The organism is Acidithiobacillus sp. TH-A67 (assembly GCF_057473545.1).
In genome coordinates, this window is sequence record NZ_JBYCKU010000036.1 from 14710 (window position 1) to 38274 (window position 23565).

Genomic DNA, 23565 nt, shown 5'->3' on the forward strand with positions numbered 1-23565 from the left:
AGGACCCCATGCGTTGGCAGCAATATCGGGAACTCGCAATAGGGTTGGAGAGTATCGAGGATTTCTGGCGCTATGGGCAGAGCCGCTTCTCTCGGGCGGGCATCGATTGCAGTCAGGGGTACCAGACCCCGCAGGCCGAGGCCGCTGCCCTAGTCGCCCGTCGCCTGGCCCTGGAGCCGGAGGAGCTCCCGGAGCTACGGGCAGCAAGGCTCACCGCCAGCGAGCGCGATGCTGTGCTCGATGCCTTCTATCAGCGGGAGATCCTGCGCCGGCCCACGGCGTACATCCTGCAGGAGGCCTGGTTTGCCGGCCTGCGCTTTTTTGTCGATGAACGGGTCCTGATCCCGCGCAGCCTGCTCGAGCCATTCATCGAGGAAGGCTTTGCTCCCTGGCTGCAGGCGGAGCGGGTAGGGCGGATTCTGGAGATCGGCACCGGCTCCGGCTGCATGGCCGTTGCTCTGGCGCAGCGCTTTCCCGAGGCACAAGTCGATGCCGTCGATATTTCCCCCGCTGCTCTGGAGGTGGCCAGGCACAATGTCGCGTTGCATGGCCTGTCCGCGCGGGTACAGCTGCAGCAGTCCGACCTTTTTGCCGCTCTTGCGGGGCAGTGCTACGACCTGATTGTCAGTAATCCCCCCTATGTCGATGCCGCGGCCATGGCAGAACTGCCGCCGGAATATCGCCATGAGCCCCGGTTGGCCCTGGCCGCTGGCGACGACGGTCTGGATTGCCTATTGCCCATACTGCGAGAAGCGCCAGCCCATCTACGCCCCGGCGGGATTCTGGCCCTGGAGACCGGCGATGCAGAGGCGGCCTTGCTGAGCCAATATCCGGATCTTCCCCTGATTTGGCTGGAACATCCCGCAGGCGGCTACGGCGCCTGCCTGTTCCTCGTCGACGAAGCGTCGCAGTGAGCGACGCCCGCCGGCGCAAGCAGCTGGAGAAAGGCGCGCAGGGCGTGCGAGGCGACGGCAAGCTGCGGATGCACCAGATACAAGGTCCAGAATAACCCGCGCGGAGGTTCCAGACGCAGGGAGGCCAAGGGCCAACGTATCTTATCCAGGGCCTCGACCGAGGCAAAACCAATGCCGAGACCGGCGGCCACGGCCTCGCGCAGCGCCTCCACGCCCGTGACCTCGACCGTGTAAGTGGGTTTGAGCCCCGCAGCGCGCAACGCTGCGGCAACGCGCCGGCGAATGCCGGAATGTGGCTCGCGCCAGACAATGGGTTCCTGCAAGATCTCCGTCCAGGTGACACTTTGTTTTCCCGCCAGCACCCAAGGGTGTTGCAAGGGTAGGATCGCCACCAGTTCGTCCTCGCGCCAGGGACTCTGGCAGAAGTCTTCGGGTAGCAGCTCTGGTGCTATGGCCTCTTCGGTAAAGAGCAGATCCCAATCCTTCCAGTTCCAGTCTTCCCAGGCCAGGGCCCCGGTCTGCAGACGGAGCTCGACACCGGGGTAGAGACTGCGAAAGCGCGCCAGGTGTTCCATCAAAAAATAGTTGGCGACGGTACTGCTGGCGGCAATGCGGAGCTGGCCTTCCTGCTGCTGTTGCCGGCGGCTGACCCAGTCCTCGATACGCTGCAGATCGCTACGCAGGCTGCGCAGGAGGGGTACAAGTGCCTCACCAGCGGGGCTGAGGCGAATGCCCCGCCCCTCGCGCAGATATAAGGGCTCACCGACAATGCGCTGGAGCCGTTGCAGGCGGCCGGAGATGGTCGGTTGACTGCGATGTAGTCGTTCGCTGGCGTGCGCAACACCGCCTTGTTCTGCTACCTCAAGAAAACTCAGCAGATCTTCTGGGGATATTTTCATTGAAAATCCCGATCAATAACGCAAAACAATTCCATTGGACCAATATAAGACGCAGCGCTACCGTTGCCTAGTCCAGTTTTGGGGAGAGCGATGACACAGCGCAGCGAGACAATGCCGTGGATGTTGTTTCTCGGTGTGGGCCTGGGGCTTGCAATGGGGTCTTTCGACGGCGCTGCGGTGCAAGGCATCTTTCCCTATATTGCCGGCGGCGTTGCTACCAGTAGCGACCACGCGCTATGGGCGCTGACGTATTTCATTGTCAACTGGTCGGTGGGCATTACCCTGATGCCGTGGACCCATGCCCGTTTTGGCGCGCGGCAGGTATTTCTGGGCGCCTGTTCTCTGGCTACCCTGGGCAGTCTGATCAGCGCTAGTACCGGCAACCTCTGGATTTTGCTCCTCAGCCGCGCGATGGAAGGGATGGCGGCGGGTTTGCTGGTGCCCCTCAGCCAAAGCCTGTTTCTGCGGGCCAGCCCGGCATCACAGCACGGGCCGGTTATGGTATTGTGGAGTAACGCCATGCTGGTGCCCTTTTTTATTGGGCCGGCCCTTGGCGGTTATCTCGCGGTCACCTTGGGTTATCGTTGGATCTTTGCTCTGTCGGTCCCCGTTTGGCTCCTCGCCGCCTGGATCGGCAGTGGACAGATTCGCGAAGAGCGCGGGCCACGACCGCCAGGCTTCGATCTTCTCGGCTTTCTCCTTCTCTACGCAGGTCTGATGGCCCTGCAGATCGTTCTCGACAATGGCGAGCAATACGGCTGGTGGCATTCGCGTTTCATCTTGCGCACCAGTCTAGTGGCTATTGTCTTCCTTGCTCTCTTCGCTTGGCGCGAAGCGACTGCTCGCCATCCCCTCCTGCGTTTTCACTATCTGCGCCAGCGTAATTATTGGCTTGGGCTGCTCTTGCTCTGCTTGGGTTGGGCACTGTTCATGGGCTGGGCATCCTTGCTGCCGCTCTGGGCGGAGGAAAACCTCGGCTTCAATGGCTGGTGGGGCAGCAGTATCCTCATTCCCATCGGTCTCGCCGCGGTACCCCTCTCTATCCTGATGGATCGCTTGCATGGGCTGGTGGGGCTGCGGCGCCTGGCCAGCGCCTGTTTTCTGCTCTTTGCCCTTGCCTACGGCACCGCCTATCTCAGTCCGATGATGAGTCTGGGTGATCTCTTCTGGCCCGTTTTTCTGCTTGGCCTGGGCGTTGGAGCGCTTTTCGTGCCCCTCACTCTCATCATTCTCTCGGGCGTCGACAAAGAAGAAATCCCTGCCGCCAGCACCACCAGCAACTTCATTCGCGTCTTCAGTGCCAATATCGGCGTGACCCTGCTGGAGGTCTTTTGGACCCGTGGCTCGGCCCTAGCAGAGTCCAACATGCGCGCCGACGTGCAGCCCTTACCGGGCCTGCCCTTGCCGGTGCTCGTTCAGCATTTACAGAGCCTAGCTGCCACCTTGAGTCTCGACAATCTACTGCGCCTGTCGATGTGGGTTGCCCTGGCCGCTGCGGCAGTGGCCTACCTCTTCCTAATCTCTCCACGGCGGCTGGCAGCTACCGCCGCAAGCAGCTATGTCGAAGAAATAGAGCGGGAAAGCTCTTCGGCGTAGACCTTGGCATCATCAGATCGGGCAAAGCTGATCTCCTGACGCGGACGCGGGATCTCGATGCCTGCCTTCTCTAGTGCCTCGGCCAGTAACCAATGGTATTCGGCGCGGGTGCCGCCGGGGCGCATCAGGGCATCGCGCGCGACCCAGACGATCATCTCGCAATCATAGCCGGCCTCGCCAAAGGCGCTGATCCATAGATTCGGCCTTTTGCCGTCTACATCCAGGGTATGCTCCGACTGGTACGCGGTAGCAATGACCAGTTCGCGCAGCGTCTCGCGATTGGTGCCGTAGGGGACGCGGAAGGGGATATGCAGGCGCATGGTATTGTCGCTGAGGCTCCAGTTGATGACCTCGCCGTTGATGAACTGGGAATTGGGTACCAGGATATCGACGTTGTCATTGGTACGCACCTGGGTGTAGCGCACCCCCAGATGGACCACCGCGCCGTGCAGGCCATTTTCCTTGAGCTGGATGTAATCGCCGACCTTGATGCTTTGCTCGATGAGGATGATGAGGCCGGAGGCGAAATTGCTGAAGATATTTTGCAGACCGAAACCCAGCCCGACGCCGACCACGCCGCCTAGGATCGACAGGCTGCTCAGGTTGACGCCCATGCTCTGCAGGGCAATCAGGGCGCCGAAGGCGAGAACGAAGTAGTAGCCGATGCGGGAGATGGCATAGGCCAAAGAGGGATCGAGACGCCGACTGAGCAGAACGCGGGTCGCTTTGCGCAACCAACGCGCACCCCACCACAGGAAGATCAGAACGATGATGAGCGCAACAATCCGCACCGGTTCGATGGCAATGCCGCCCGGGAAATGGATTGGCGAGAGGAACCAGGTCCAGATGCCTTCCAGTTGTTTCACAGGTATGTTCTCACAGCATTCATTCCCCGAATAGCCCATAGCCCCTGACGGAAGGGGCAGCTTGGAGTACACTGCAGCAAAAATTCCTTTTGCTCAAGGTTTGTTTTGTGAAAAACTTCGTTGCCGAACCCCTTTTGCTGGCCTTGCAGGCCCTGCAGCAGCAAGGCTTGCTACAGGGTGTCCCCATCCAATTGGACTTCGACCGTCCGCGCCAGCCGGAGCATGGTCACCTGGCCAGCAATGTCGCTCTGCTCCTTGCCAAGGGCGCGGGCAAAAAGCCCCGCGATCTCGCCACCAGTATTCTCGGCGCCCTACCCGAGTCGCCCTGGATCGAGCGGGTGGAGATTGCCGGCCCGGGCTTTCTCAATTTTTTTCTGCGGCCGGCCGCTTTTCACGCGGTAATTGCCCAGGTTCTGGGGCAGGGGCGGGATTTCGGGCGGCAGAATCTGGGTGGCGGCCTGCGCTTGCATCTGGAGTTCGTCTCCGCCAATCCTACCGGCCCTTTGCACGTCGGGCACGGTCGGGGCGCCGCCTATGGCGCGAGTCTGGCCGAGATACTGCGCTTTTGCGGTTATGACGTCTTTTGCGAGTACTACGTTAACGACGCCGGACGGCAGATGGATATCCTCGCCGCCAGTGTCTATCTGCGTTACCTCGAGGCTGCAGGTCATGGCCTGCCCTGGGATTTCCCGCAGAGTGCCTATCGGGGCGAATATGTCCGCGAGATCGCCGCACATCTTTTGGCGAGGGAGGGCGATGCCTTGGTATTTGCGTCCAAGAACATGCCCGATTTGGCCGCCATTGCCGATGGCGACGCAGCTATCGACCAGCTGATTGCCCATTTGAAGGACGCTCTGGGGGCTGCAGCCTATGGAAGATTGCATGCCGCAGGCCTGCAGGAAATCCTTGCGGACATCCGCGACGATCTCGCCGAGTTCGGTGTCGTCTACCAAAATTGGTATTCCGAGCGTTCCCTCATGGAGCAGGGCGCGGTGGAGCGCGCGATTGCGCGGCTGGAAGAGGGCGGACACTGCTATCGTGCCGAGGGCGCCCTGTGGTTTCGTTCTACTGACTTCGGTGATGACAAGGACCGGGTACTGCAACGGGAAAATGGCGCTTATACCTATTTTGCCTCCGATGTTGCCTATCACTTCGAAAAGGGTACGCGCGGTTTCTCCCAGCTCATCGATATGTGGGGCGCCGACCACCACGGCTATATCCCGCGCGTGCGTGCGAGTTTGCAGGCCCTCGGCGCGGATGCGAACGCCCTCGAAGTATTGTTGGTGCAATTCGCCATTCTCTATCGCGGTACGGAAAAGGTATCGATGTCCACCCGCGCTGGCGAGTTCGTCACCCTGCGTCAGTTGCGCGAAGAAGTGGGAAATGATGCGGCACGGTTTTTCTACGTCCTGCGGCGCGCCGATCAGCACCTGGATTTCGATCTGGAACTGGCGACCAAGCACTCCGAGGAAAACCCGGTTTTTTACATTCAGTATGCCCATGCGCGGGTACACTCTTTGCGCCGACAGGCGCTAGAGCGGGGACTGTCGCTCCCCACCCAACCTCCGGATCTGGCCTGTCTTACGGACCCACGCGAACTGGAGCTTGCGGATCGGCTCTGGCGTTTTCCGGAACAGGTGGCCAGTGCGGCCCGGGATCGCGAGCCGCATCAGATTGCTTTCTACCTCAAAGACTTGGCAGCAGGTTTTCATACCTACTACAACGCTACCCGCATCCTGGTGGAAGAGGATGCGCTGCGCCTTGCGCGCCTGAGTCTTGCCGACGCAATTGCGCAGACCCTCGCAAATGGCTTGGCCCTCTTGGGGGTGTCGGCGCCGGAGACGATGTGATCGGCAATGCGTGACTACAAGGGCCATAGCAGTCGCCAGCCGCCAGCAGAAGAGCATCGCCCTCCCATTCCGCGCGCGCAGCCCGCTCCGCTAGCGGCAGAAACGGATGACGATGTGGACATCGCCCCCGCCCCGCGCCGATCTGGCCATGGCTGGATCTGGTTGCTGCTGATCGCTTTCTTGCTGCTTAGTGGTGCGGTCTGGTGGTGGGTGGCCAGCCTGCCTATGGCCCGTGGCCAACTGGGCCTGCTCCCCAGCGTTGCCAAGCGCCCGACGAGCTCTGCCAACTCTTCTGCCGTACGGCCGGCATTCCCCGTGAGTAGCACCATTGCGGCAGCGAAATCTTCGAACAACGCAGTGGCTGCGCAGAACAACGCAGTCGCCGCCCCCGTCAGCAGTGCGACCGCTTCCACGCAGAGTACCGTGCACTTCAACTTTTACCGCATACTGCCACAAATGAAGGTGGATATTCCCGGTGATATTCTCGGCAGCGGGCCGGGCATCCCCAGCGCCCCGACCAGCAGCGCAGCTGCCGGAGTGCCAGTGCGCATACAGGTGGGGGCGCTGAATAATCTGGCTGGAGCACAAGTGATCCGGGAACGTCTGGAACTGCTCGGCATCCCCAGTCATCTGGAAAAGCTGCGCGGCAATGACGGTGCCAGCTACTACCTGGTATTCACCCGCCGCTACGCCTCTCCCGCCGATGCACAGGCGGCTCTGACAAAGATTCGCGGCATGGGGATAACCCCCCTGTTGCAGCCCGTCAGCCCTGCCCTCAGTGTGCCGTCGGCACCTCCAGCGCCTTGATCGCCGCCGCGGCGCTCTGCTTGCCTTCGGCTACTGCCCGCAGGCCGGGAAGGTAGTGATTGCAGGTTTCCACTGCCGACAGAAGATACCCCTGCAGTAGTCCGGCGTTGACGCAGGACTCCGGGACCTGCACGCTGCTCTTGCAGTTCAGTTCCAGATCTTCCCAGTCGAGCTCGAAATTCCCCAGCGGGAGTCCATAGTTGGCCCGGGTCAAAAATTCGGCCACTGCCGGTAGGCGTGCCGCGGGAAGCTCCAGACCCTGCGGACGCACATAGAACAGGATCCGCTCCAGCTCGGCATGGACATGACAGAATATGTCCAGGGTACCGTTGGGTACCGCCACGGCGCAGGTGATGACCGGATAGTCCTGCAGGGTCTTGGCGTTCCAGCCAAGATGACGAAACAAGGCCTCAGCGGCCTCCAGATGCTTCACGATGTCACTCCTTTCTGCGCGAGTGCCTCGGCGAGGCGAACAAAAGTTGCAAAATCCAGGGTCTCGGCGCGGGCCGAGGGGGTAATGGCCAAGGCTTCCAGCATAGCGCCATCGAGAACGCCCTTGAAGTTGTTGGCTAGCGTCTTGCGTCTTTGCGCAAAGGCAAGGCTGACGGCCCGGCTGAAATGCGGCAAGAGCTCTGGCGGCAACCGAGAGGGGCGGTAGGGGCTGAGGCGGACAAAGGCGGAATCCACCTTCGGCACCGGATGGAAATTGCCGGGGGCTACGGGAAACAGTAGCTCGACTCGGGCTTGCGCCTGGACCATCAGCGACAGGCGGCCATAGGCGGAACTGCCGGGGCCGGCGGCCAGACGATCGGCCACCTCTTTTTGCAGCATGAAATGCATGTCGACAATCGCATCCTTCTGCGCCAGCAGGTGAAACAGCAGAGGTGTGGAGACATTATAGGGCAGATTGCCGACCACCCGCAGGGGCCCGCCTGCCTCTGCGGCAAGATGGGCAAAATCGACCTGCAGGGCATCACCGGCAATCACCTGCAGTCGCTCGGCAGAGGCTAAGGCGTGCAGATTGGGCAGAAGATCGCGGTCGAGCTCGATGACCCGCAAAGGGCCCATACCAGCCGCTTGTGCTGCTAGCAGTGCTTGGGTCAGGGCGCCCGGTCCGGGTCCGATCTCGACGAGAGCATCGCCTGGGCGCGGCGCGATAACCGCCACGATGCGAGTGATGATCGCCGGCTGCACCAGAAAATTCTGACCAAAACGCTTTTTTGCCTGGGGCAGTTTTGCTACTTGCAATTCTTGCCGTCCTTCATGGTATATTGGCTTGACGCCCCCAGCGGGCGCTAAGCAACGGAAAGCCAATGCATCTCGTGCTTCGTCTCGACGTCAGCGGCCGCCCCATGGCTTGGGAAACCTGGGAAGAAGCTGCTGCCCATTATGCCCGCGGCAATGTCGCCTGGACATTGGGAGATCCTTTTTTCACCGCACATGGTGGCATGTCGCGGCACAGCGGGGAAACCTCCCTGCTCGATATCCACCCGCTGATCGCAGTGCGCGGACGGCATCAGGGTAAGATTCGTCCCCCGGCCCTGAACAACCCTACCCTGTTTCATCGCGACCGCCATCTTTGCCTCTACTGTGGTGGCAGCTTTCCGCAACGAGATCTCACCCGTGATCACGTCGTACCTCTGTCGCGCAAGGGGCGGGATGTCTGGACCAACGTCGTTACCGCCTGTCGCTGGTGCAACAGTCGCAAGGACAACCGCACGCCGGAGGAGGCCAATATGCCCCTGCTGGCCGTGCCGTTCACTCCTACCTGGGCGGAGTACCTGCTGCTCAGTAATCGCCGGATTCTCGCCGACCAGATGGAATTCCTGCTGGCGCAGGTACCGGTCTCGCGGCAGCACATCTTCTAGGCCTCCGGCGTCGTGTTCAGGCGGCGCTGGCGCACGATTTCCGCGGCTGCTTGAATGGCGTGCAGCAGGCTGTGGATCTCGGCCCGGCCCGTGCCCGCCAGTTCCAAGGCAGTACCATGGTCGACGCTGGTACGCACGATTGGCAAGCCAAGGGTGATGTTTACGGCCTCGCCGAAGGCATGATATTTCAGCACTGGCAGGCCCTGGTCATGGTACATCGCCAGTACGGCGTCGGTGTCCTCCAGAAAGCGCGGTGTGAAAAGCGTATCGGCGGGCCAGGGTCCAGTGATGGCCCAACCTTCGCCCTGCAGTTTGTCGATCACCGGTGCGATGACCTCGATCTCCTCCCGTCCCAGGTGACCACTCTCGCCCGCATGGGGGTTGAGTCCCGTAACGCGGATGCGTGGCTCTGCCAGGCCAAAATCCTGCTGCAAACCCTGCTGCAAAAGGCGCAGACTGCGTTCCAGATCGTGGGCATTGATGGCGGCGGCAACGTCCCGCAAAGGGAGGTGTGTGGTCGCCAGGGCTACGCGCAGTCCGCGCCCCGCCAACAGCATCAATACCTCGCTTTGCCCACAGCGGGCGGCCAGATACTCGGTGTGGCCACTGAAGGGGATGCCCGCGTCATTGATCACGCCCTTGTGCACCGGGCCAGTAACCAGCGCGTCGGCCAGCCCGGCTTGCAGCAGGGATACGGCGCGGTCCAGTCCCTCCAGAACGGCAGGCGCATTGGCCGGATCGAGCTGTCCGGCGCGACAGGGGTGTGCGAGTGGGACAGGCCAAACGGCCAGTACATGCCGGCCCTCGGGCCAGGGCATGCCGGGATCCCAGGGCTCCAGTGCCACCGGAATCCCGAGTTGCAGGGCGCGGTGGCGCAGACAATCGATGTCGCCAATCAACACCAGAGGCGGCAACGCATGCTGCGCGAGGGCAACGCAAAGATCCGGTCCGATACCGGCGGGTTCGCCGACGTTCAGCAGGAGTCGCGGGTGACTCATGTGGATTCCGCTGTGCTCAGGATGCTGACCACGCCATCCGGCCCTTCCACCCGCGTGGGCAGGCGCAGTACCTCCACCTCGACCAGGCCTTGCGGCAGGTCTAGGTGCAGAAGATCGCCAGCTTGTACCGGTGTCCCCGCCTTGGCAGTGCGCCCGTTGATTTGCACCCGTCCGGCATCGCAGAGGGCTTTGGCGACGCTGCGCCGTTTGATCAGACGCGACATCTTCAAAAACAGGTCGAGGCGCTGGCCCTCAGCCATTGCTACGGGCCTCCTGCAAGAGGTCGGTAAAGACCTCCTCCAGACGGGGCTCCTGCAGATGCAGATCGATGATCTGGGCGGGCAGTCCCTGCAGGATGTGCAGCACTTCGCTCATCGGGTGCAATACCTCATCGACCTGCAGGACCCGAGTATTGCCATTGGCTCCCAACAGCACCTCATCGAGGCCACTAGGCAACTCCCCTGGGTCGCGATCAAATTCGAGGGTCAGCGTGCGTTTGCGTCGATTTTTGGCGAGCAGACGCTCCTTTCGGTCGAGGGCAATGATCTGCCCATGTTGCAGGATGGCGATACGTTCACAGAGCTCTTCCGCCTCCTCCAGATAATGGGTCGTCAGGATGACGGTATGGCCAAGGCTGTTGTATCGTCGCACGAAACGCCAAAGACTTTGGCGCAGCTCCACGTCGACCCCTGCCGTCGGCTCATCGAGAACCACGACCGGCGGCTGATGTACCAGCGCCTGGGCGATGAGCACGCGGCGTTTCATACCGCCGGAGAGTGCGCGAAGGTTTGTATCGGCCTTGTCCGTCAGGTCCAGTTCGGCCATCAGTTCATCGATCCAGTCGTCATTGCGGCGCAGGCCAAAGTATCCCGATTGCCAGCGCAAAAACTCGCGAACGGTGAAGAAGGGATCGTAGGCCAGCTCCTGGGGTACCACTCCTAGCAGTTGCCGACTCTGGCGATACTGGCGTTCGACATCATAGCCGAACACTTCCGCGACGCCGCTGGAACGGTGCACGACCCCGGAGAGGATATTGATGAGGGTGGACTTGCCCGCTCCGTTGGGTCCGAGAAGGCCAAAAAATTCTCCTGGCGCGACGTCCAGGTCGATGCCGGCAAGGGCAAGGAAACCAGTGCCATAGGTCTTGCGTAGACTACGAATGTGGACGGCCGTCGCCTCAGGCATGGATATTTTCCTGCCAGAGTTGCGTCAGGCCATACAACTTTGCCAGATCGAGAAGCGTCCGCGGCGGGGCGCGGAGTTCCGCCTGGCTGCCCAGGGCGCGCTGGGCACTTTGCCAGTCCAGAACAAAAGCCAGCGTGGCACTATCCAGCGCCGTGACCTTGGCGAAGGACAGATACTCCCAGCGTTGCCGAAGAAGGCTCGCGGCATCGCGTCGCAGCAGCTGATCGAGGGGGCGCAGGCGCCAGTCCCCGCATAACAGCAACCCGCCGCCACTGTCCCGCTCCCAGGCTGCCTCAGCTGGCATGGGCGTTGCTGCTGCTTCCCGCATCCGCTACCTTGTGTTTCAGGTCCTGCAGGAGGGCGGGAATGCCCCGTTGTCCGGCGATATTGCCGAAGACCTGACGATAGTTGAGGACCAGGCTCACCCCATCCACGTAAATATTGTATATCTTCCATTGGTTCTGGTTCTCGATCAGGGCGTAGATGACCGGGATGGTTTTGCCCTGGCTCTGGTCGATGTCCATGTTGACCTGCGCGACCGGAGGATTCTGCGAAATTTGCTGGCTGCCCTCCACCCGGACCTCCTGCCCGTGGTACTGGTTCAGCGCATTGCTGTAGGTCTTGACCAGCAATTCCTGGAAGAGCTCAGTAAATTCCTTTTTCTGGGCAGCGTCCATCTGGCGCCAGTAGCTCGCCATCACATAGGCCGACATGGTGTTGAAATCGATATGCGGAATGATCGCCGCGGCTACCTCTTTCTTGAGTGCGGGAGTGACGGGTTTTCCTTCATTCTTCTGCAGAATCTGCAAAACGGTATGGGTCATGTTCTGGACGACGCCTGCAGCAGCCTCTGCATCGCTTGTCGCGGCAAAGGAGGTCTGTCCCAGCAGGAACGAGAACAGAAACACCGCCAGAAACCAGAATGATTGCGCCCGCTGAATCTTGTGCATGGTAGTCTCCCGAATCAATGTGTGCTGGTGCCAGAGGAACTGCCACTAGCCTTGTCAAAGACCATCTGTCCAATGAGCTGATCGATATTGACGGCTCCCTGGGTCAAGGTGATGGTGGCGCCCGGCTTGAGGTTCTGCGGCATGCCGCCAGGCTGAATGGCGACGTACTGCTCGCCGAGCAGTCCCTGCGTGTAGATCGATGCGCCGGTATCGATGGGGAGCTTGATGCTGGGCTCGATGCGCATCGTTACCTCGGCGCGAAAGGTCTGCGGATTCATGCCGATATGGGTGACCTCGCCAATGGTCACGCCCCCCAGCTTGACCGGGCTACGATCCTTGAGGCTGCCAACATTGTTGAAATCGGCGTGCAAGACATAGCCGTTACCGTAGGCAAAACCCGAGAGATTGCCGACGCGCAGGGCCAGTACTGCCAGGGCCGCGATCCCCAAAAGAACGAAGATGCCCACCCACCAGTCGATTGCCCGTTGACTCATAATCTCTTCCTCAAAAAAGTAGCGCGGTCAAAATGAAATCCAGGCCCAGAACGGCCAGTGATGCCATGACCACGCTGCGCGTGGTAGCGGCACCGACCCCCTCCGCCGTAGGCTTGGCGGAAAAGCCCTGCCAGACCGCGATCCAGGTCACGATCAGACCAAAACAGAGGGCCTTGAGCAAGCCGTTGAGGATATCCCCGCTAAGTGTCACATTGGACTGCATCTGGCCCCAAAAGGTGCCCCCGTCGACACCCAGCACTGGCACCGAAACCAGATAGCCGCCGAATATTCCCACCAGATCGAAAATGACACACAAAATCGGTACGGCGAAAATCCCACCCCAAAGCCGCGGGGCAACCACCCAGGCGAGCGGATTCACCGCCATCATCTCCATTGCTGCGAGCTGCTCGGTCGCCTTCATCGAGCCGATCTCGGCGGTCAGGGCCGAGCCCGCGCGGCCGGCAAAGAGCAGGGCAGTGAGTACCGGCCCCAACTCGCGCAGCAGGGAAAGAGCGATCAAGGTTCCCAAGGCCGAGGTGGCACCAAAGCGGACCAAGGCGTAATAGCCCTGAAAGCCCAGCACCATTCCAGTGAAAAATGCCGCGACGATCATCAGCGCCAAGGACAGGACACCAAGCCCGTACACTTCCCGGAGCCATTGGCGGAAGCTGAAATGACGGTTGCCGACTGCGCCCAGGCCCCCCAGTAAGAGACGGGTGGCGGCACCAAGACGCGGTACGCTCTCCCAGACCGTATGGCCGAGACGAGGGATGAAAAACTCGTTCATTTGTTCACCTGCAATCCCAGATCCTGGGCAAAGGTCGTCGCCGCTGGATAATGAAAGGGCACCGGTCCTTCCGGACTACCCCGCAGAAACTGCTGTGCCAGGGGGGATTCGCTGCTGCGCAAGGCATCGGGGCTGCCTTCGGCAATCACCTTGCCGCCCCCCAGGATGTAGCCATAATCGGCAATTGCGAAAGTCTCCTTGACATCGTGACTGACCACGATGCTGCTGGCCCCGAGGGCGTCATTGAGTCGGCGAATCAGACTCGCGATGATCCCGACGCTAATCGGATCGAGACCGGTGAAGGGCTCATCATAAAGGATGAGCAGAGGATCCATGATCACCGCGCGAGCGAGGGCAACGCGGCGCGCCATGCCGCCGGAGAGCTCCGCTGGCATCAGTTGCGCGGCGCCACGCAGGCCCACCGCCTCGAGTTTCATCAGCACCAGCTTTTGCAGTAGGGACTCGGGCAGGCGAAAATGACGACGCAGGGGGAAGGCGACGTTCTCGAAGGCGCTGAGATCGGTAAACAGGGCACTGTGCTGAAACAGCATCCCCATCTGTTGCCGCAGGCGATATAGTTCGGCGCGGGAAAGGCTGGTGGTGTCTTTGCCGGCGACGAGTACCTGGCCGCGTTGACCCTGCAGGCTGCCAGCGACGAGGTTGAGCAGCGTGGTCTTGCCCCCCCCGCTGGCACCCATGACGGCAATAACCGCCCCGCGCGGAACATGCAGGTCGATCCCGTCGAGGACGACGTGCTCTCCGCGCGCAAAGTGCAGGCCGCGTATCTCTACCAAGTTTTCCTCTGCCAAAATTCCTCTTCCACTCCGCCGTTCACCCATCAATTATACGGGGTCGAGGCACTTCTAGGCCAATCGTGGATGTTACAGAGTTTTTCGTCATGGAAATTCGTAACAGTTGCTGATAAACCTTCTTTCTCTTGAGGGGGTTGCGATGTTTTTGGGAGACCTTGCATCACCGCGCAAAACCTGTATAGTTGCGGGCCTGTTTCCACGGCACCGAAAGCAGTTACGGAGGGGTCAGTCCTTAAGAGACTCGGAGCGCGGCACTGCCGGTTCCAGCAAGGTAGGGCATAAAACCAAGTACTGTCTGGGGGTGCACGGGAGCTACTTCTTAACCTTTTTGCTAGTTAGGGGGGGCACCTATGCGCTCATTGGGACATCAAATCGTCGCGGACTTTTACGGATGCGACAGCAGTACCTTGTCGGATGTAGATTTTGTTACCGATGCCATGCTCGAGGCCGCTCGTCGTGCCAACTGCACCATCGTCACCCAGACCTTCCATCACTTTTCTCCGTATGGAGTCAGTGGGGCGGTCATCGTCGCTGAATCCCATCTGGCCATCCACACCTGGCCGGAATATGGCTACGCTGCGGTGGATGTCTTCACTTGCGGCGACGTCATCCAGCCGGAAGATGCCCTAAGTTTCCTGCGGGAGGCCTTTGGCGCGGCGCAGGTCTCCACCATGGAGATGAAGCGCGGGCAGGTAGAAATGATGGGCGTGCCTAGCCATGAGCTGCGCGTCAAGCCCGCACTCTGCGCCTAGGGATTCGTAACGCAAACGCAGGCACCTCGACGAGGTGCCTTTTTTTATTGGCGCCGTCGGAACGCTCGTTCCTCGCCACTGCGCAGACGCTGAATATTGCTGCGATGACGCCAGAGTACCCAAAGTGCCAGCACCAGAACGAGCCCGCGTAGACTGGGCTGTGGCAACAGGAACCAGGCATAGACCGGTGCCGCAACTGTGGCGCTGAGTGCGGCAAGCGAGGACACCCGGCTGACGGCAAATACCAGTAGCCAGGTAGCGAGGGTGGCGAGACCCAGCAGCGGAGCGATGGCCAGCAGGATGCCCAAGGTCGTGGCCACGCCTTTGCCGCCGCGAAAGCCGAAATAGAGGGGGTAGAGATGACCGAGGAAGGTCGCCAAGGCCACCAGGGCCACGACCCAGGCCGGTAATCCTGCCAGGCGAGCCGCCAGGACCGGCAGCAAGCCCTTGAACAGATCCCCGAGCAAGGTCAATGCCGCCGCCTTCTTCCCGCCCAGGCGCAGTACATTGGTCGCCCCAGGATTGTACGAACCTGCCTGTCGCGGATCAGGCAGTCCCAAGGCACGGCTGACAAAGATGGCTGTGGCGAGGGAACCGACAAGATACGCGGCCAGACACCACAACAGGACTAGCCAGGAAGAGGAAAATAGCAAAACCGGGTCTCTCAGTGCATGGCAGCTGCCGGAGAAAGCGGTATCATAAAGCATTCCCTGGCGAAGAACAGGCTTTGCCAGGCAACAGAATGGAGAGCCCATGGATATCCTTTTCGTGCGCGAACTCAAGGTCCAGACCCGAATTGGTATCTACGACTGGGAGCGTGAGGTGCCGCAGACGGTCCTGATCGACCTGGAAATTGCCGCAGACGCAGCGCGGGCTGCCGCGAGTGACAGGGTAAACGCCACCATCAACTACCAAACTGTGTGTGACCGTATTGTCGAATATCTGGAAGCAACGGAAACACAGCTGGTCGAGACCGTGGCGGAAACCCTTGCGCGTATGGTGCGCGAGGACTTCGGCGCGCCCTGGGTGCGGGTAGGTGTGCACAAACCGGCGGCGGTGCGCGGTACCCGCGACGTGGGCGTACGCATCGAGCGGGGAACGCTACAGACTGGCAGTTGACTGCCAGCGGAACTGGGGTCAAGCGATCTCTCTCTAGCTTGCAATCCCCCTGCCGAGGCGCTAGGGTGTTGTCAAGAATATCGGAAAACCTGACGTAACTTGCTGATATACTGGTTTATTATCGTTACTGTGGGAGGAGAAAGCAGATGCAGAATGTATCCATTTCGCCGCTACGCGCGGGCATCATTGGCGTCGTATTCCTGGGCCTTGCTGGCCTTGTCAGTGTTTCCGCGTTAGCGGCTACAGCCGGGCAGGTTCAGGACTTCGCCCGGGCCGTAGAGCAGATCAAGCCATTGAACGAGCAGGTCCATGCCGCGATCAACAAGCCTGGGGTTACAGACGCGCAGAAGCAGGCAATGAAGAAATCTTACATGGACAAGGTGAATGCCATTTTGGCGAGTCATCACCTGACGGCGGAGCAATATTCCAGCATGCTGCAGGAGACGCAGAAAAATCCTGCCTTTGCCAAGGAAGTCGAAGCCGCTATGCGTTGAGGGCGCTTCCTCGCTGTGGGCAGATTTTTATTGACAGGGGCGGCACTTCACTTTATCCTCTCGCGCCTTGACGTACAGGTAGAGCGGAGTGCTGCATGAAAACCTATTCTGCCAAATCCCATGAAGTACAAGGGGATTGGTTTGTTGTCGATGCCACGGACAAGGTCCTTGGCCGTCTTTCCGCGGAAATTGCCAAGCGCCTGCGCGGCAAGCACAAGCCGGAGTACACTCCGCATGCCGACATCGGCGACTACATCGTCGTCATCAATGCCGACAAAATCGCGGTGACTGGCAACAAGGCCAAGGATAAGATGTATTATCGGCATACCGGTTACGTCGGCAACCTGAAGAGCGCGTCTTTTGAGAAAATGATGGAGACGCATCCAGAGCGAGTCATCGAGCTCGCCGTCAAGGGCATGCTGCCGAAGAATCCCTTGGGTCGAGCCATGTATCGTAAACTCAAGGTCTACACCGGCGCGCAGCACCCGCACGCGGCGCAGCAGCCCCAACCCCTGCAATTCTAAGGCGGATTTCGTATGGAACAGTATTACGGTACCGGTCGTCGCAAGAGTGCTACCGCGCGTGTCTACCTGCGGCGCGGCAGCGGCAAGATCAGCATCAACAAGCGCAGTCTGGAAGAGTATTTTGGCCGCGAAACCTCGCGCATGATCGTGTTGCAGCCCCTGGAGTTGACCGGTAACGGTAGCCAGTTCGATATCCTTGTCAACGTCAGTGGCGGTGGCGCCAGTGGTCAGGCGGGTGCGATTCGTCATGGTATCACCCGTGCCCTGATGGCTTACGATGAGACCCTGCGACGTCCTCTGCGTAGCGCGGGTTTCGTGACCCGTGACGCACGCGAGGTAGAGCGCAAGAAGGTCGGTAAGCACAAGGCGCGGCGCAGCCACCAGTTCTCCAAGCGCTGAGAGATATCGCGCTCGGTCCAGCCGCCTCCGGGCGGCTTTTCTATTTGTTCGGGGGACGACATCATGATTCGCGTCGGTATAGTTGGCGGTACCGGGTACACAGGCGTCGAGCTGTTGCGTTTGCTGTTGCCGCATCCGGAAGTCGAAGTCGCTGTTATTACCTCCCGAGGCGAAGCAGGGCAGCGGGTCGATGGTCTATTCCCTAGTTTGCGTGGGCATACCGATCTAAAATTTTCGGCGGTTTCCAGCAAGGATCTCCAGGGTCTGGATGTAATATTCTTTGCCACTCCCCATGGTGTGGCCATGGAAATGGCGCCTGAGCTTCTGGCGGCGGGGGGCAGACTGATCGACCTTAGCGCCGATTTCCGTCTTTCCGATGCTGCACTCTTTGCGGAGTGGTACCATCAGGAGCACTCCAGTCCCGCGCTTCTGCCGCAGGCCAGTTACGGCTTGCCAGAGCTCTTTCGCGACGAAATCCGCGGCAGTCGCCTGGTCGCCAATCCCGGCTGCTACCCGACGGCGGTTACCCTGGGCTTTGCTCCTCTGCTGGAGGCGGACCTGCTTGATCCAGACTGCCTGATTGCCGATTGCAAGTCCGGTGTGAGTGGCGCCGGTCGCACGGCCCGTCTGGGCCTGATCTTGCCGGAAAGCGCCGATAGCGTGACTGCTTATGGCGTGAGTGGGCACCGCCACCGTCCCGAAATCGAGGAGACTCTAAGCCGGATCGCGGGCGCAGCATCCAAGTCCAGTTTTCGCCGCACCTGATGCCGATGATCCGCGGTATTCACGCGACCCTCTATGGCCGATTGCACAAGCCGATGAGCAACGAAGCATTGCAGGACCTCTTTGCGCAGCGTTACGCTCAAGAACCCTTTGTCGACGTGCTGCCCTTCGGCGAGCATCCCAGTACCCGCACGGTGCGCGGCGCCAATGTCTGCCGCATTGCCCTGCACCAGCCACGCCCGGGGCAAGTGGTGGTCCTCTCGGTCATCGATAATTTGGTGAAGGGTGCCGCCGGGCAGGCGGTGCAAAACCTGAATGTACTCTTTTCCTGGCCGGAAAATCTGGGATTGGCGCAAATCCCGCTCTTACCGTAGCCGTAACTTATCAAAAAAGTTGCGCCATATACCATCTATTTTAAAAGCGCGATGTAAACTTGCCGAATCACGTTTTTCGACTATAGTAACTGGTATGGGGGCGCTGGCTCTGCGTACTGGAGTCTGGTGACTGATATCATCTTGGGAAGAGTGGCGCTTCCCAGAGTACTGGGGATCCAGTGTTGTATAGCGTAGAACGAATCATCCATTGCCTGCGTTTGCCGCAACGCAATCGCTATGTCCAATTCTGACTTCGCCATGCTCGCCGCGCAGGGTCAGCACGACTTTGATCGACGACGCCGGCGACTACGGCGCAGTATCCGCGCGTTTTTTTGGGGTATTGCCATCATATTTTTCCTGCTGTACGGTTGGCTGGTCCGCACAGAAATAGAGCGTCAGCAGGAAAACTTCTTCCATCTCAAAACGCATCAGCTCAATACCATGGCACAGCAGATACGGCGACGTCTGGATGGCCATTTTCATGATCTCCTGTTTTTGCGGGAAACCCTGCGTTTTGATGCGGGGCAATCGCCCTATCCGGATCTCGAGAGCCGTAAGACTCTGAAGAGTTATCAGAAGAACCACCGGAATTCTTTGGCGACCAATATCCAGGATGCCAGTGGGAATATCATTGTCTGGTCGACCAATCGCGCACAAAGTCCGCATGCGATGGTCCCGGGGAGCGCGTTTTTTACTGCCAGTGGCGAACGCGACTGGCTCGTTGCCGAACCCCTCTATGCCGCGAGATATGGGTTGTGGATCCTTCCCACACGTATCCCTCTCTACGATGCACGGGGAAAACCAGTAGGGTTTCTGGGCCAACCGGTTGCCATGCGGGATTTGCTAAGTCAGGTACCTCAACCGGGAGTGCTGGTCTGGGTAGAGCGCCTTGGTCAACCCATCGCGGAACTCGATGCCGGTGGGCATTGGGGGCCGCCGGACCCGCAGAATGTCTCAGATCTGCAGCGGGTACGGGCTCCCATACCGGGCCTACCCTGGGTCCTGGAGATGCGCTGGCGCCGTAGTGGTTGGCTGGATACCCTTTCTTTTGCTCAATGGTTGCAGCTCAGTCTGCCGTTTGTTGCGCTGATGATCCTCCTTTGGGTTTTTTATCGAATAGCAATCAAAAATGCGGATTCCTTGCTTGGCTTGCGGCAATTCCAGTCGGCAGCGCTTGCCATTCATCATCGTTTGTTGCGGGTGAAGAATCTGTTCGATCTGTACCCTGCGATCTGCGATGCGGTAGTCCAGGAAAGTGGCATTCACAGTTGTTTTCTCCTGCAGGCCGATATCAATGAATCCACCGCAAACTTGTTGGCCATGGCGAGTACCGATCGCCAGTTTGTCGACTTGAAGGATCTCTCCCTGCCGGTGGGGACGGCTGGAGAAGTACCTCAGACCTTGGTGGGCCGGGCGCTGCATCGTGGTAGTGTACTGCGCATCGACCGTATACAGGACTGTGTACTGCTGGCCTCGCTGAAGGAGTCGCTGGCGAGGGAAGATCTGTGTTGCGCAATCGCCCAGCCCCTATTCCTGGAGGGGCGCTCCCAAGCCTGGGGCGCGTTGCTCTGTTTACTGCGAGAGCAAAGCCAGACGACGAATGCTGCTGTCGAACCATTCCTGCAGCAGGTTGCGGAAAGCTTCGGCCTGATTTTGAGCCTTTGGCAGCGCCGGAATGCGCTGGAACAAGCCCAGGGAATGCTGGATCTTCTGGCGGACTTCGATCCCCTTACCGGTGCCGCGAATCGCTCGCGGCTGGAACAAGCCTACACCAGGTTTCACTTTCAGGTCGTAGAGAGTGGTGAGGGGGCGGCCCTGGCGGTGCTAGACATTGATGATTTCCATCAGATCAACGAACGTTTCCAACGCCAGATCGGAGACCAGATCCTGTCGCTTGTACGGGAGCGTTTGGAGAGTGTTTTGGGACCGGACGATCTGGTGGCACGTCTTGGTGGAGATGAATTCATCCTGCTGTTTTTTGTCGTGGGTGGCGTGCCGGGTCTGCGGCAGAAGCTCGACGATGTGGAAGCTGCGCTCGGCATCGATTTTGCGCTGCCTGACGGCAAGCTGCAGTTGACAGCCAGCATGGGTGTGGCAATGCTCGCCGGTGATGAGGAACATTACCTCGATAGTCTCCTGCGTCAGGCACGGCAGGCATTGAGCTTGGCCAAGGCGCACAAGGCCGACCGTTTGCACAGTTGGGCGATTGCCGGGCAGGAGTTGGAAACCAAGGCTCGCACTCTCGCACAACGCCTCCTGGCGGAAAATGGCCTTGAGGTCTGGTATCAACCGATCATCGACGGTTTTGATGGTGGTGTCCGCGGAGTGGAGGCGCTTGCCCGTCTGCGGGATGTGGATGGCCGTGTCCTGACCCCGGCAGAATTTCTTCCCCATCTCAAATTGGGGGAGCTCCAGAACCTGAGCTGGCAACTGCTCACAGCCGCTCTGCAGGACATCGGCGCACTGGAGACGGAGGGCTGGCTCCTTGGGCTGTCCTTCAATGTCCCGGCACAATCGTTCACGCGTTACTGCCTGCCTTGCCTGCGCGGTATCCTGGCGGCAAGCCCTGTGTCGCCGGACCGCATCACCATGGAGATCCTGGAAAGTGGAGATTTCCTCGATCAGCCCGTGGCGGCAGAGGTGATGGCTGAGATTCGTGCCATGGGCATCCATCTGGCTCTCGATGATGTGGGTACCGCTTATGCCTCCTTGGAGCGCCTGCGCGATCTACCGATTGACAAAATTAAGGTGGATCAACATTTTGTGCGCGCGTTGCCGGAGCATCCAGAGGATCTGCACTTCATCCGGGTCCTGCAGGATCTCGCCGAGGAACTCGGCGTGGAGCTGGTGGTGGAAGGTGTCGAAACTGCCGAAATCCTCGACGTGCTTCTGACGCTCGGGGTCGCTAAGTTGCAGGGCTATGGCATCAGTCGGCCCCTTCCCTTCAAGGATCTGCGCCGCTTTCTGGAAGTCCCTCTGCGCTTGGATGGCGCAAGACCGGCAACATTGTTCGGATTGTTTGCGGGGATTTTGAGCATTCACGCGGTCATCAAGAAAACCTTGCAACCCGCAGGGCGGCAGTTGTTTATCTTGGAGAGTGCCTTGCGTCGCGATGGTCCCTATGATGCCGCCTTGTCTCGTCTGGGCTACAGCGCAGGAGACTCCCTGTACATCGCCTATCGCCAGTATCAATCGATGCTCTCTCGCGCTTTGGCGGGCGGAGCCGATTCTCCGCGCAACCATTACTGGCAGGATGTGGAGGAGGCGCTGCGCAATCTTCAGAGCCAAATCCTTGCCGAGCGTCAGCGAGAGATTCCCGGCAATGGAGACGAGCCCTAGGCGAAACTGTCGACATTCGGCGACAGTTGCCGAAACCAAAGCGATGGTAGAACCTTGATATTCCAGCATCTTCATTTCCGGCATGTACTTTGCTTGGCTTTCTCTCCGAAGGATCAAAACACGGAGGTGTAGCCATGAAATTCTTTGACAAAAAAGTCGTTGCTGCGATGGTGGGAGCGGTGTTGGGCCTTGCCTCCCTGGGCTACAGCGTGGCCGCAAGTGCCGACGATTTGAATCTTGGGGTCGCGGTCCCGGGCCTGAGTCTGTATCTGGGGAATGCGCCCGGTTACTATGTCGCTCCACCGGTGATCTATGCGCCGCCACCCCGTCGGGTCTATTACGCGCCCCCGCCACCCCGGGTAGTGGTATACCAGCCAGCACCGCGCTGGCGTCCGGGCCCACCGCCATGGGCCGGTCGTTGGCAGCGCGATCGCGACTGGGATGATGGCTGGCATCGTGATTGGCATCACTAAGAACCAGAGAAGAGGAGATCGTATGAACAACATGACAGGCCGTATTGTAAAATCTGCGGTTCTGCTGCTACTGGTCGCTGGCTTGGCAGGCTGCGCCAATATGAGCCCCACCGGCCAGCGTGCCCTGAGTGGTGGCGCTATCGGCGCCGCCGGAGGCGCCGTTCTGGGTACTGTCGTCGCTGGTAATCCTGCGGTGGGGGCGGCCGTCGGGGGCGCGGTCGGCGCCGGTGTTGGGGCGGCCCTGCCGAATATCGAGCGTTCCCTAAACGGGAATTGAAGTGGTTGCGGGGCGGCAGCGCTCCGCTTGACGCTTGTCCAACCCCTTTGCGATCATGACGTGATCTATCGGTTATGATCTTTGGGGGAATATGGAAGCCAGCGACCGAAAGCGCCTGCTGCGTGAAATGCTTTTTGCGCGTCGTTTTGAAGAGCGATGCGCCCAGGCTTACCAGGAACGGGAGATCGGTGGCTTTCTCCACCTCTATCCCGGTCAGGAGGCCTGTGCCATTGGGGTGCTGGAAAAGGCACGCAAGGGTCAGGACTATGTGGTTACCGGGTATCGTGACCACATTCACGCGATTCAGTGTGGCGCCGATCCCAAGGAGGTCATGGCCGAGCTCTACGGTAAGGAAACCGGGTCTTCCCGTGGTCGCGGTGGTTCCATGCACATCTATGACGTCGATCACCATTTCATGGGTGGCTATGCCCTGGTCGGTGGCCCTTTCCCTCTTGCCGCCGGCTTTGCCAAGGCCATCAAGTTGCGCGGCGGGGACGAAATCGCCATCTGTTTTCTCGGCGATGGCGCCAACAATCAGGGTACTTTTCATGAAACCATGAATATGGCCAGCCTATGGAAGCTGCCGGTGCTCTTCGTCTGCGAAAACAATCTCTACGGCATCGGTACGGCAATCGAACGCGCCTCCTCCGAGATCAATCAGTACCTGCGTGTCGCCCCCTATAAGATCGCGGCTTCCCAGGTGGATGGTCAGGATATCGATGTGGTCATGGCAGAGGCCGAGAAGGCCATCACCCATGTCCGCGAGAAGAGAGAGCCTTATTTTCTCGAGTTGATGACCTACCGTCTGCGTGGGCACTCCATGTCCGACTCCGGCGCCTATCGTAGCAAGGAAGAAGTGGAGCAATGGGCGCAGCGTGATCCCATCGGCATCTACAAGAAACGGCTGGAAGCAGCGGGCATCATCGATGCCGCCGCTTTCCAGGCGATGGACGAGGAAATCCTGGAGCAGATTGAAAACGAGATCGTCCGCTTTGCTCTCGAAAGTCCGGAGCCCCGGGTCGAGGATCTGGAGCGGTATGTGTACGTGGCAGAGGGGGCGTAAGC

The 23565-nt window shown here is 59.9% G+C and carries 27 protein-coding genes and 1 pseudogene; 15 read left to right on the forward strand and 13 right to left on the reverse strand.

Annotation, left to right across the window (positions count from 1 at the left end):
* Nucleotides 1-8 precede the first annotated feature (8 nt).
* A complete protein-coding gene (gene prmB, locus AC2VNM_RS05215; protein WP_486912996.1) occupies nucleotides 9-914 on the forward strand; it encodes a 50S ribosomal protein L3 N(5)-glutamine methyltransferase in 906 nt (301 codons plus the stop codon).
* Here prmB and AC2VNM_RS05220 read toward each other — a convergent pair.
* Nucleotides 872-1813 (reverse strand): LysR family transcriptional regulator, encoded by a 942-nt coding sequence (locus AC2VNM_RS05220; protein WP_486912997.1) that lies wholly within the window; start codon nucleotides 1811-1813, stop codon nucleotides 872-874. The two genes, prmB and AC2VNM_RS05220, sit on opposite strands and share 43 nt — an antisense overlap.
* A gap of 90 nt (nucleotides 1814-1903) precedes the next feature.
* Between AC2VNM_RS05220 and AC2VNM_RS05225 the strand changes: the two genes are divergently transcribed.
* Nucleotides 1904-3409, forward strand: a complete 1506-nt coding sequence (locus tag AC2VNM_RS05225) for an MFS transporter (RefSeq protein ID WP_486912998.1) — start codon at nucleotides 1904-1906, stop codon at nucleotides 3407-3409.
* On the opposite strand, the gene AC2VNM_RS05230 is transcribed toward AC2VNM_RS05225, so the two are convergent.
* A complete protein-coding gene (locus AC2VNM_RS05230) occupies nucleotides 3370-4275 on the reverse strand; it encodes a mechanosensitive ion channel family protein (protein WP_483165211.1) in 906 nt (301 codons plus the stop codon). The two genes, AC2VNM_RS05225 and AC2VNM_RS05230, sit on opposite strands and share 40 nt — an antisense overlap.
* A gap of 107 nt (nucleotides 4276-4382) precedes the next feature.
* Here AC2VNM_RS05230 and argS point away from each other — a divergent pair, with 107 nt between their 5' ends.
* Complete coding sequence (gene argS / locus AC2VNM_RS05235) at nucleotides 4383-6125, forward strand: arginine--tRNA ligase (RefSeq protein ID WP_483165212.1); 1743 nt, start codon at nucleotides 4383-4385, stop codon at nucleotides 6123-6125.
* 6 nt (nucleotides 6126-6131) lie between these two features.
* A complete protein-coding gene (locus tag AC2VNM_RS05240; protein WP_483165213.1) occupies nucleotides 6132-6932 on the forward strand; it encodes an SPOR domain-containing protein in 801 nt (266 codons plus the stop codon).
* Here the strand turns inward: AC2VNM_RS05240 and AC2VNM_RS05245 are convergent.
* Nucleotides 6901-7365: a YbjN domain-containing protein gene (locus tag AC2VNM_RS05245; protein WP_483165214.1), complete on the reverse strand. Its 465-nt coding sequence runs from the start codon at nucleotides 7363-7365 to the stop codon at nucleotides 6901-6903. The two genes, AC2VNM_RS05240 and AC2VNM_RS05245, sit on opposite strands and share 32 nt — an antisense overlap.
* Nucleotides 7362-8180 carry a 16S rRNA (adenine(1518)-N(6)/adenine(1519)-N(6))-dimethyltransferase RsmA gene (gene rsmA / locus AC2VNM_RS05250; protein WP_483165215.1) on the reverse strand — a complete coding sequence of 273 codons (819 nt, stop codon included), beginning with the start codon at nucleotides 8178-8180 and terminating at the stop codon, nucleotides 7362-7364. The genes AC2VNM_RS05245 and rsmA overlap by 4 nt, the downstream gene beginning before the upstream one ends.
* A 65-nt stretch (nucleotides 8181-8245) precedes the next feature.
* On the opposite strand from rsmA, the gene AC2VNM_RS05255 reads away from it, so the two are divergent.
* The gene (locus tag AC2VNM_RS05255) at nucleotides 8246-8800 is read left to right on the forward strand and encodes an HNH endonuclease (RefSeq protein WP_483165216.1); all 555 of its coding nucleotides are present in this window, start codon (nucleotides 8246-8248) and stop codon (nucleotides 8798-8800) included.
* Here the strand turns inward: AC2VNM_RS05255 and pdxA are convergent.
* The 8 genes from pdxA to AC2VNM_RS05295 are packed head-to-tail and all read right to left on the reverse strand — an operon-like array spanning nucleotide 8797 to nucleotide 14023.
* Complete coding sequence (gene pdxA / locus AC2VNM_RS05260) at nucleotides 8797-9798, reverse strand: 4-hydroxythreonine-4-phosphate dehydrogenase PdxA (RefSeq protein ID WP_486912999.1); 1002 nt, start codon at nucleotides 9796-9798, stop codon at nucleotides 8797-8799. The two genes, AC2VNM_RS05255 and pdxA, sit on opposite strands and share 4 nt — an antisense overlap.
* A complete protein-coding gene (locus tag AC2VNM_RS05265) occupies nucleotides 9795-10058 on the reverse strand; it encodes an RNA-binding S4 domain-containing protein (RefSeq protein ID WP_483165218.1) in 264 nt (87 codons plus the stop codon). The genes pdxA and AC2VNM_RS05265 overlap by 4 nt, the downstream gene beginning before the upstream one ends.
* Nucleotides 10051-10983 carry an ABC transporter ATP-binding protein gene (locus tag AC2VNM_RS05270; protein WP_483165219.1) on the reverse strand — a complete coding sequence of 311 codons (933 nt, stop codon included), beginning with the start codon at nucleotides 10981-10983 and terminating at the stop codon, nucleotides 10051-10053. The genes AC2VNM_RS05265 and AC2VNM_RS05270 overlap by 8 nt, the downstream gene beginning before the upstream one ends.
* A complete protein-coding gene (locus AC2VNM_RS05275; protein ID WP_486913000.1) occupies nucleotides 10976-11287 on the reverse strand; it encodes an STAS domain-containing protein in 312 nt (103 codons plus the stop codon). The genes AC2VNM_RS05270 and AC2VNM_RS05275 overlap by 8 nt, the downstream gene beginning before the upstream one ends.
* A complete protein-coding gene (locus AC2VNM_RS05280) occupies nucleotides 11277-11933 on the reverse strand; it encodes an MlaC/ttg2D family ABC transporter substrate-binding protein (RefSeq protein ID WP_486913001.1) in 657 nt (218 codons plus the stop codon). The genes AC2VNM_RS05275 and AC2VNM_RS05280 overlap by 11 nt, the downstream gene beginning before the upstream one ends.
* Nucleotides 11934-11947: 14 nt before the next feature.
* Nucleotides 11948-12427: an outer membrane lipid asymmetry maintenance protein MlaD gene (mlaD, locus tag AC2VNM_RS05285; RefSeq protein WP_483165222.1), complete on the reverse strand. Its 480-nt coding sequence runs from the start codon at nucleotides 12425-12427 to the stop codon at nucleotides 11948-11950.
* A 10-nt stretch (nucleotides 12428-12437) separates the two neighbouring features.
* Nucleotides 12438-13214: a lipid asymmetry maintenance ABC transporter permease subunit MlaE gene (gene mlaE / locus AC2VNM_RS05290; RefSeq protein ID WP_483165223.1), complete on the reverse strand. Its 777-nt coding sequence runs from the start codon at nucleotides 13212-13214 to the stop codon at nucleotides 12438-12440.
* Complete coding sequence (locus tag AC2VNM_RS05295) at nucleotides 13211-14023, reverse strand: ABC transporter ATP-binding protein (RefSeq protein ID WP_483165224.1); 813 nt, start codon at nucleotides 14021-14023, stop codon at nucleotides 13211-13213. Before AC2VNM_RS05295 ends, mlaE begins: the two co-directional genes overlap by 4 nt.
* 353 nt (nucleotides 14024-14376) lie before the next feature.
* Here AC2VNM_RS05295 and speD point away from each other — a divergent pair, with 353 nt between their 5' ends.
* Nucleotides 14377-14778, forward strand: a complete 402-nt coding sequence (speD, locus tag AC2VNM_RS05300) for an adenosylmethionine decarboxylase (RefSeq protein WP_215872941.1) — start codon at nucleotides 14377-14379, stop codon at nucleotides 14776-14778.
* A gap of 44 nt (nucleotides 14779-14822) precedes the next feature.
* Here the strand turns inward: speD and plsY are convergent, their stop codons facing one another.
* The gene (gene plsY, locus AC2VNM_RS05305) at nucleotides 14823-15431 is read right to left on the reverse strand and encodes a glycerol-3-phosphate 1-O-acyltransferase PlsY (protein WP_483165225.1); all 609 of its coding nucleotides are present in this window, start codon (nucleotides 15429-15431) and stop codon (nucleotides 14823-14825) included.
* 100 nt (nucleotides 15432-15531) lie between these two features.
* On the opposite strand from plsY, the gene folB reads away from it, so the two are divergent.
* The 9 genes and pseudogenes from folB (at nucleotide 15532) to pdhA (ending at nucleotide 23563) form a co-directional block, all read left to right on the forward strand.
* Nucleotides 15532-15897 carry a dihydroneopterin aldolase gene (gene folB, locus AC2VNM_RS05310; RefSeq protein WP_483165226.1) on the forward strand — a complete coding sequence of 122 codons (366 nt, stop codon included), beginning with the start codon at nucleotides 15532-15534 and terminating at the stop codon, nucleotides 15895-15897.
* Nucleotides 15898-16043: 146 nt separating this feature from the next.
* Nucleotides 16044-16391, forward strand: coding sequence for a DUF4168 domain-containing protein (locus AC2VNM_RS05315; protein ID WP_483165227.1), 348 nt, complete (start codon nucleotides 16044-16046; stop codon nucleotides 16389-16391).
* A 95-nt stretch (nucleotides 16392-16486) separates the two neighbouring features.
* A complete protein-coding gene (rplM, locus tag AC2VNM_RS05320) occupies nucleotides 16487-16915 on the forward strand; it encodes a 50S ribosomal protein L13 (protein WP_483165228.1) in 429 nt (142 codons plus the stop codon).
* Nucleotides 16916-16927: 12 nt separating this feature from the next.
* A complete protein-coding gene (gene rpsI, locus AC2VNM_RS05325; protein WP_215872946.1) occupies nucleotides 16928-17314 on the forward strand; it encodes a 30S ribosomal protein S9 in 387 nt (128 codons plus the stop codon).
* Nucleotides 17315-17377: 63 nt separating this feature from the next.
* Nucleotides 17378-18411: pseudogene (argC, locus tag AC2VNM_RS05330) on the forward strand (N-acetyl-gamma-glutamyl-phosphate reductase).
* Nucleotides 18412-18648: 237 nt separating this feature from the next.
* Nucleotides 18649-21750 carry a bifunctional diguanylate cyclase/phosphodiesterase gene (locus tag AC2VNM_RS05335; RefSeq protein ID WP_486913002.1) on the forward strand — a complete coding sequence of 1034 codons (3102 nt, stop codon included), beginning with the start codon at nucleotides 18649-18651 and terminating at the stop codon, nucleotides 21748-21750.
* Nucleotides 21751-21884: 134 nt separating this feature from the next.
* Complete coding sequence (locus AC2VNM_RS05340; RefSeq protein WP_483165231.1) at nucleotides 21885-22223, forward strand: hypothetical protein; 339 nt, start codon at nucleotides 21885-21887, stop codon at nucleotides 22221-22223.
* A 22-nt stretch (nucleotides 22224-22245) separates the two neighbouring features.
* Complete coding sequence (locus tag AC2VNM_RS05345) at nucleotides 22246-22500, forward strand: hypothetical protein (protein ID WP_483165232.1); 255 nt, start codon at nucleotides 22246-22248, stop codon at nucleotides 22498-22500.
* A gap of 91 nt (nucleotides 22501-22591) precedes the next feature.
* Nucleotides 22592-23563 carry a pyruvate dehydrogenase (acetyl-transferring) E1 component subunit alpha gene (pdhA, locus tag AC2VNM_RS05350; RefSeq protein WP_483165233.1) on the forward strand — a complete coding sequence of 324 codons (972 nt, stop codon included), beginning with the start codon at nucleotides 22592-22594 and terminating at the stop codon, nucleotides 23561-23563.
* Nucleotides 23564-23565: the final 2 nt, after the last annotated feature.

Coding starts and splice junctions, on each gene's coding strand:
- AC2VNM_RS05225 (WP_486912998.1), top strand. CDS start 1,904: ATGACACAGCGCAGCGAGACAATGCCGTGGATGTTGTTTCTCGGTGTG.
- mlaD (WP_483165222.1), bottom strand. CDS start 12,427: ATGAGTCAACGGGCAATCGACTGGTGGGTGGGCATCTTCGTTCTTTTG.
- AC2VNM_RS05265 (WP_483165218.1), bottom strand. CDS start 10,058: ATGGCTGAGGGCCAGCGCCTCGACCTGTTTTTGAAGATGTCGCGTCTG.
- AC2VNM_RS05340 (WP_483165231.1), top strand. CDS start 21,885: ATGAAATTCTTTGACAAAAAAGTCGTTGCTGCGATGGTGGGAGCGGTG.
- AC2VNM_RS05240 (WP_483165213.1), top strand. CDS start 6,132: ATGCGTGACTACAAGGGCCATAGCAGTCGCCAGCCGCCAGCAGAAGAG.
- AC2VNM_RS05275 (WP_486913000.1), bottom strand. CDS start 11,287: ATGCCAGCTGAGGCAGCCTGGGAGCGGGACAGTGGCGGCGGGTTGCTG.
- rplM (WP_483165228.1), top strand. CDS start 16,487: ATGAAAACCTATTCTGCCAAATCCCATGAAGTACAAGGGGATTGGTTT.
- prmB (WP_486912996.1), top strand. CDS start 9: ATGCGTTGGCAGCAATATCGGGAACTCGCAATAGGGTTGGAGAGTATC.
- mlaE (WP_483165223.1), bottom strand. CDS start 13,214: ATGAACGAGTTTTTCATCCCTCGTCTCGGCCATACGGTCTGGGAGAGC.
- AC2VNM_RS05345 (WP_483165232.1), top strand. CDS start 22,246: ATGAACAACATGACAGGCCGTATTGTAAAATCTGCGGTTCTGCTGCTA.
- rpsI (WP_215872946.1), top strand. CDS start 16,928: ATGGAACAGTATTACGGTACCGGTCGTCGCAAGAGTGCTACCGCGCGT.
- AC2VNM_RS05270 (WP_483165219.1), bottom strand. CDS start 10,983: ATGCCTGAGGCGACGGCCGTCCACATTCGTAGTCTACGCAAGACCTAT.
- pdxA (WP_486912999.1), bottom strand. CDS start 9,798: ATGAGTCACCCGCGACTCCTGCTGAACGTCGGCGAACCCGCCGGTATC.
- AC2VNM_RS05255 (WP_483165216.1), top strand. CDS start 8,246: ATGCATCTCGTGCTTCGTCTCGACGTCAGCGGCCGCCCCATGGCTTGG.
- AC2VNM_RS05220 (WP_486912997.1), bottom strand. CDS start 1,813: ATGAAAATATCCCCAGAAGATCTGCTGAGTTTTCTTGAGGTAGCAGAA.
- AC2VNM_RS05335 (WP_486913002.1), top strand. CDS start 18,649: ATGTCCAATTCTGACTTCGCCATGCTCGCCGCGCAGGGTCAGCACGAC.
- AC2VNM_RS05280 (WP_486913001.1), bottom strand. CDS start 11,933: ATGCACAAGATTCAGCGGGCGCAATCATTCTGGTTTCTGGCGGTGTTT.
- folB (WP_483165226.1), top strand. CDS start 15,532: ATGGATATCCTTTTCGTGCGCGAACTCAAGGTCCAGACCCGAATTGGT.
- speD (WP_215872941.1), top strand. CDS start 14,377: ATGCGCTCATTGGGACATCAAATCGTCGCGGACTTTTACGGATGCGAC.
- AC2VNM_RS05315 (WP_483165227.1), top strand. CDS start 16,044: ATGCAGAATGTATCCATTTCGCCGCTACGCGCGGGCATCATTGGCGTC.
- pdhA (WP_483165233.1), top strand. CDS start 22,592: ATGGAAGCCAGCGACCGAAAGCGCCTGCTGCGTGAAATGCTTTTTGCG.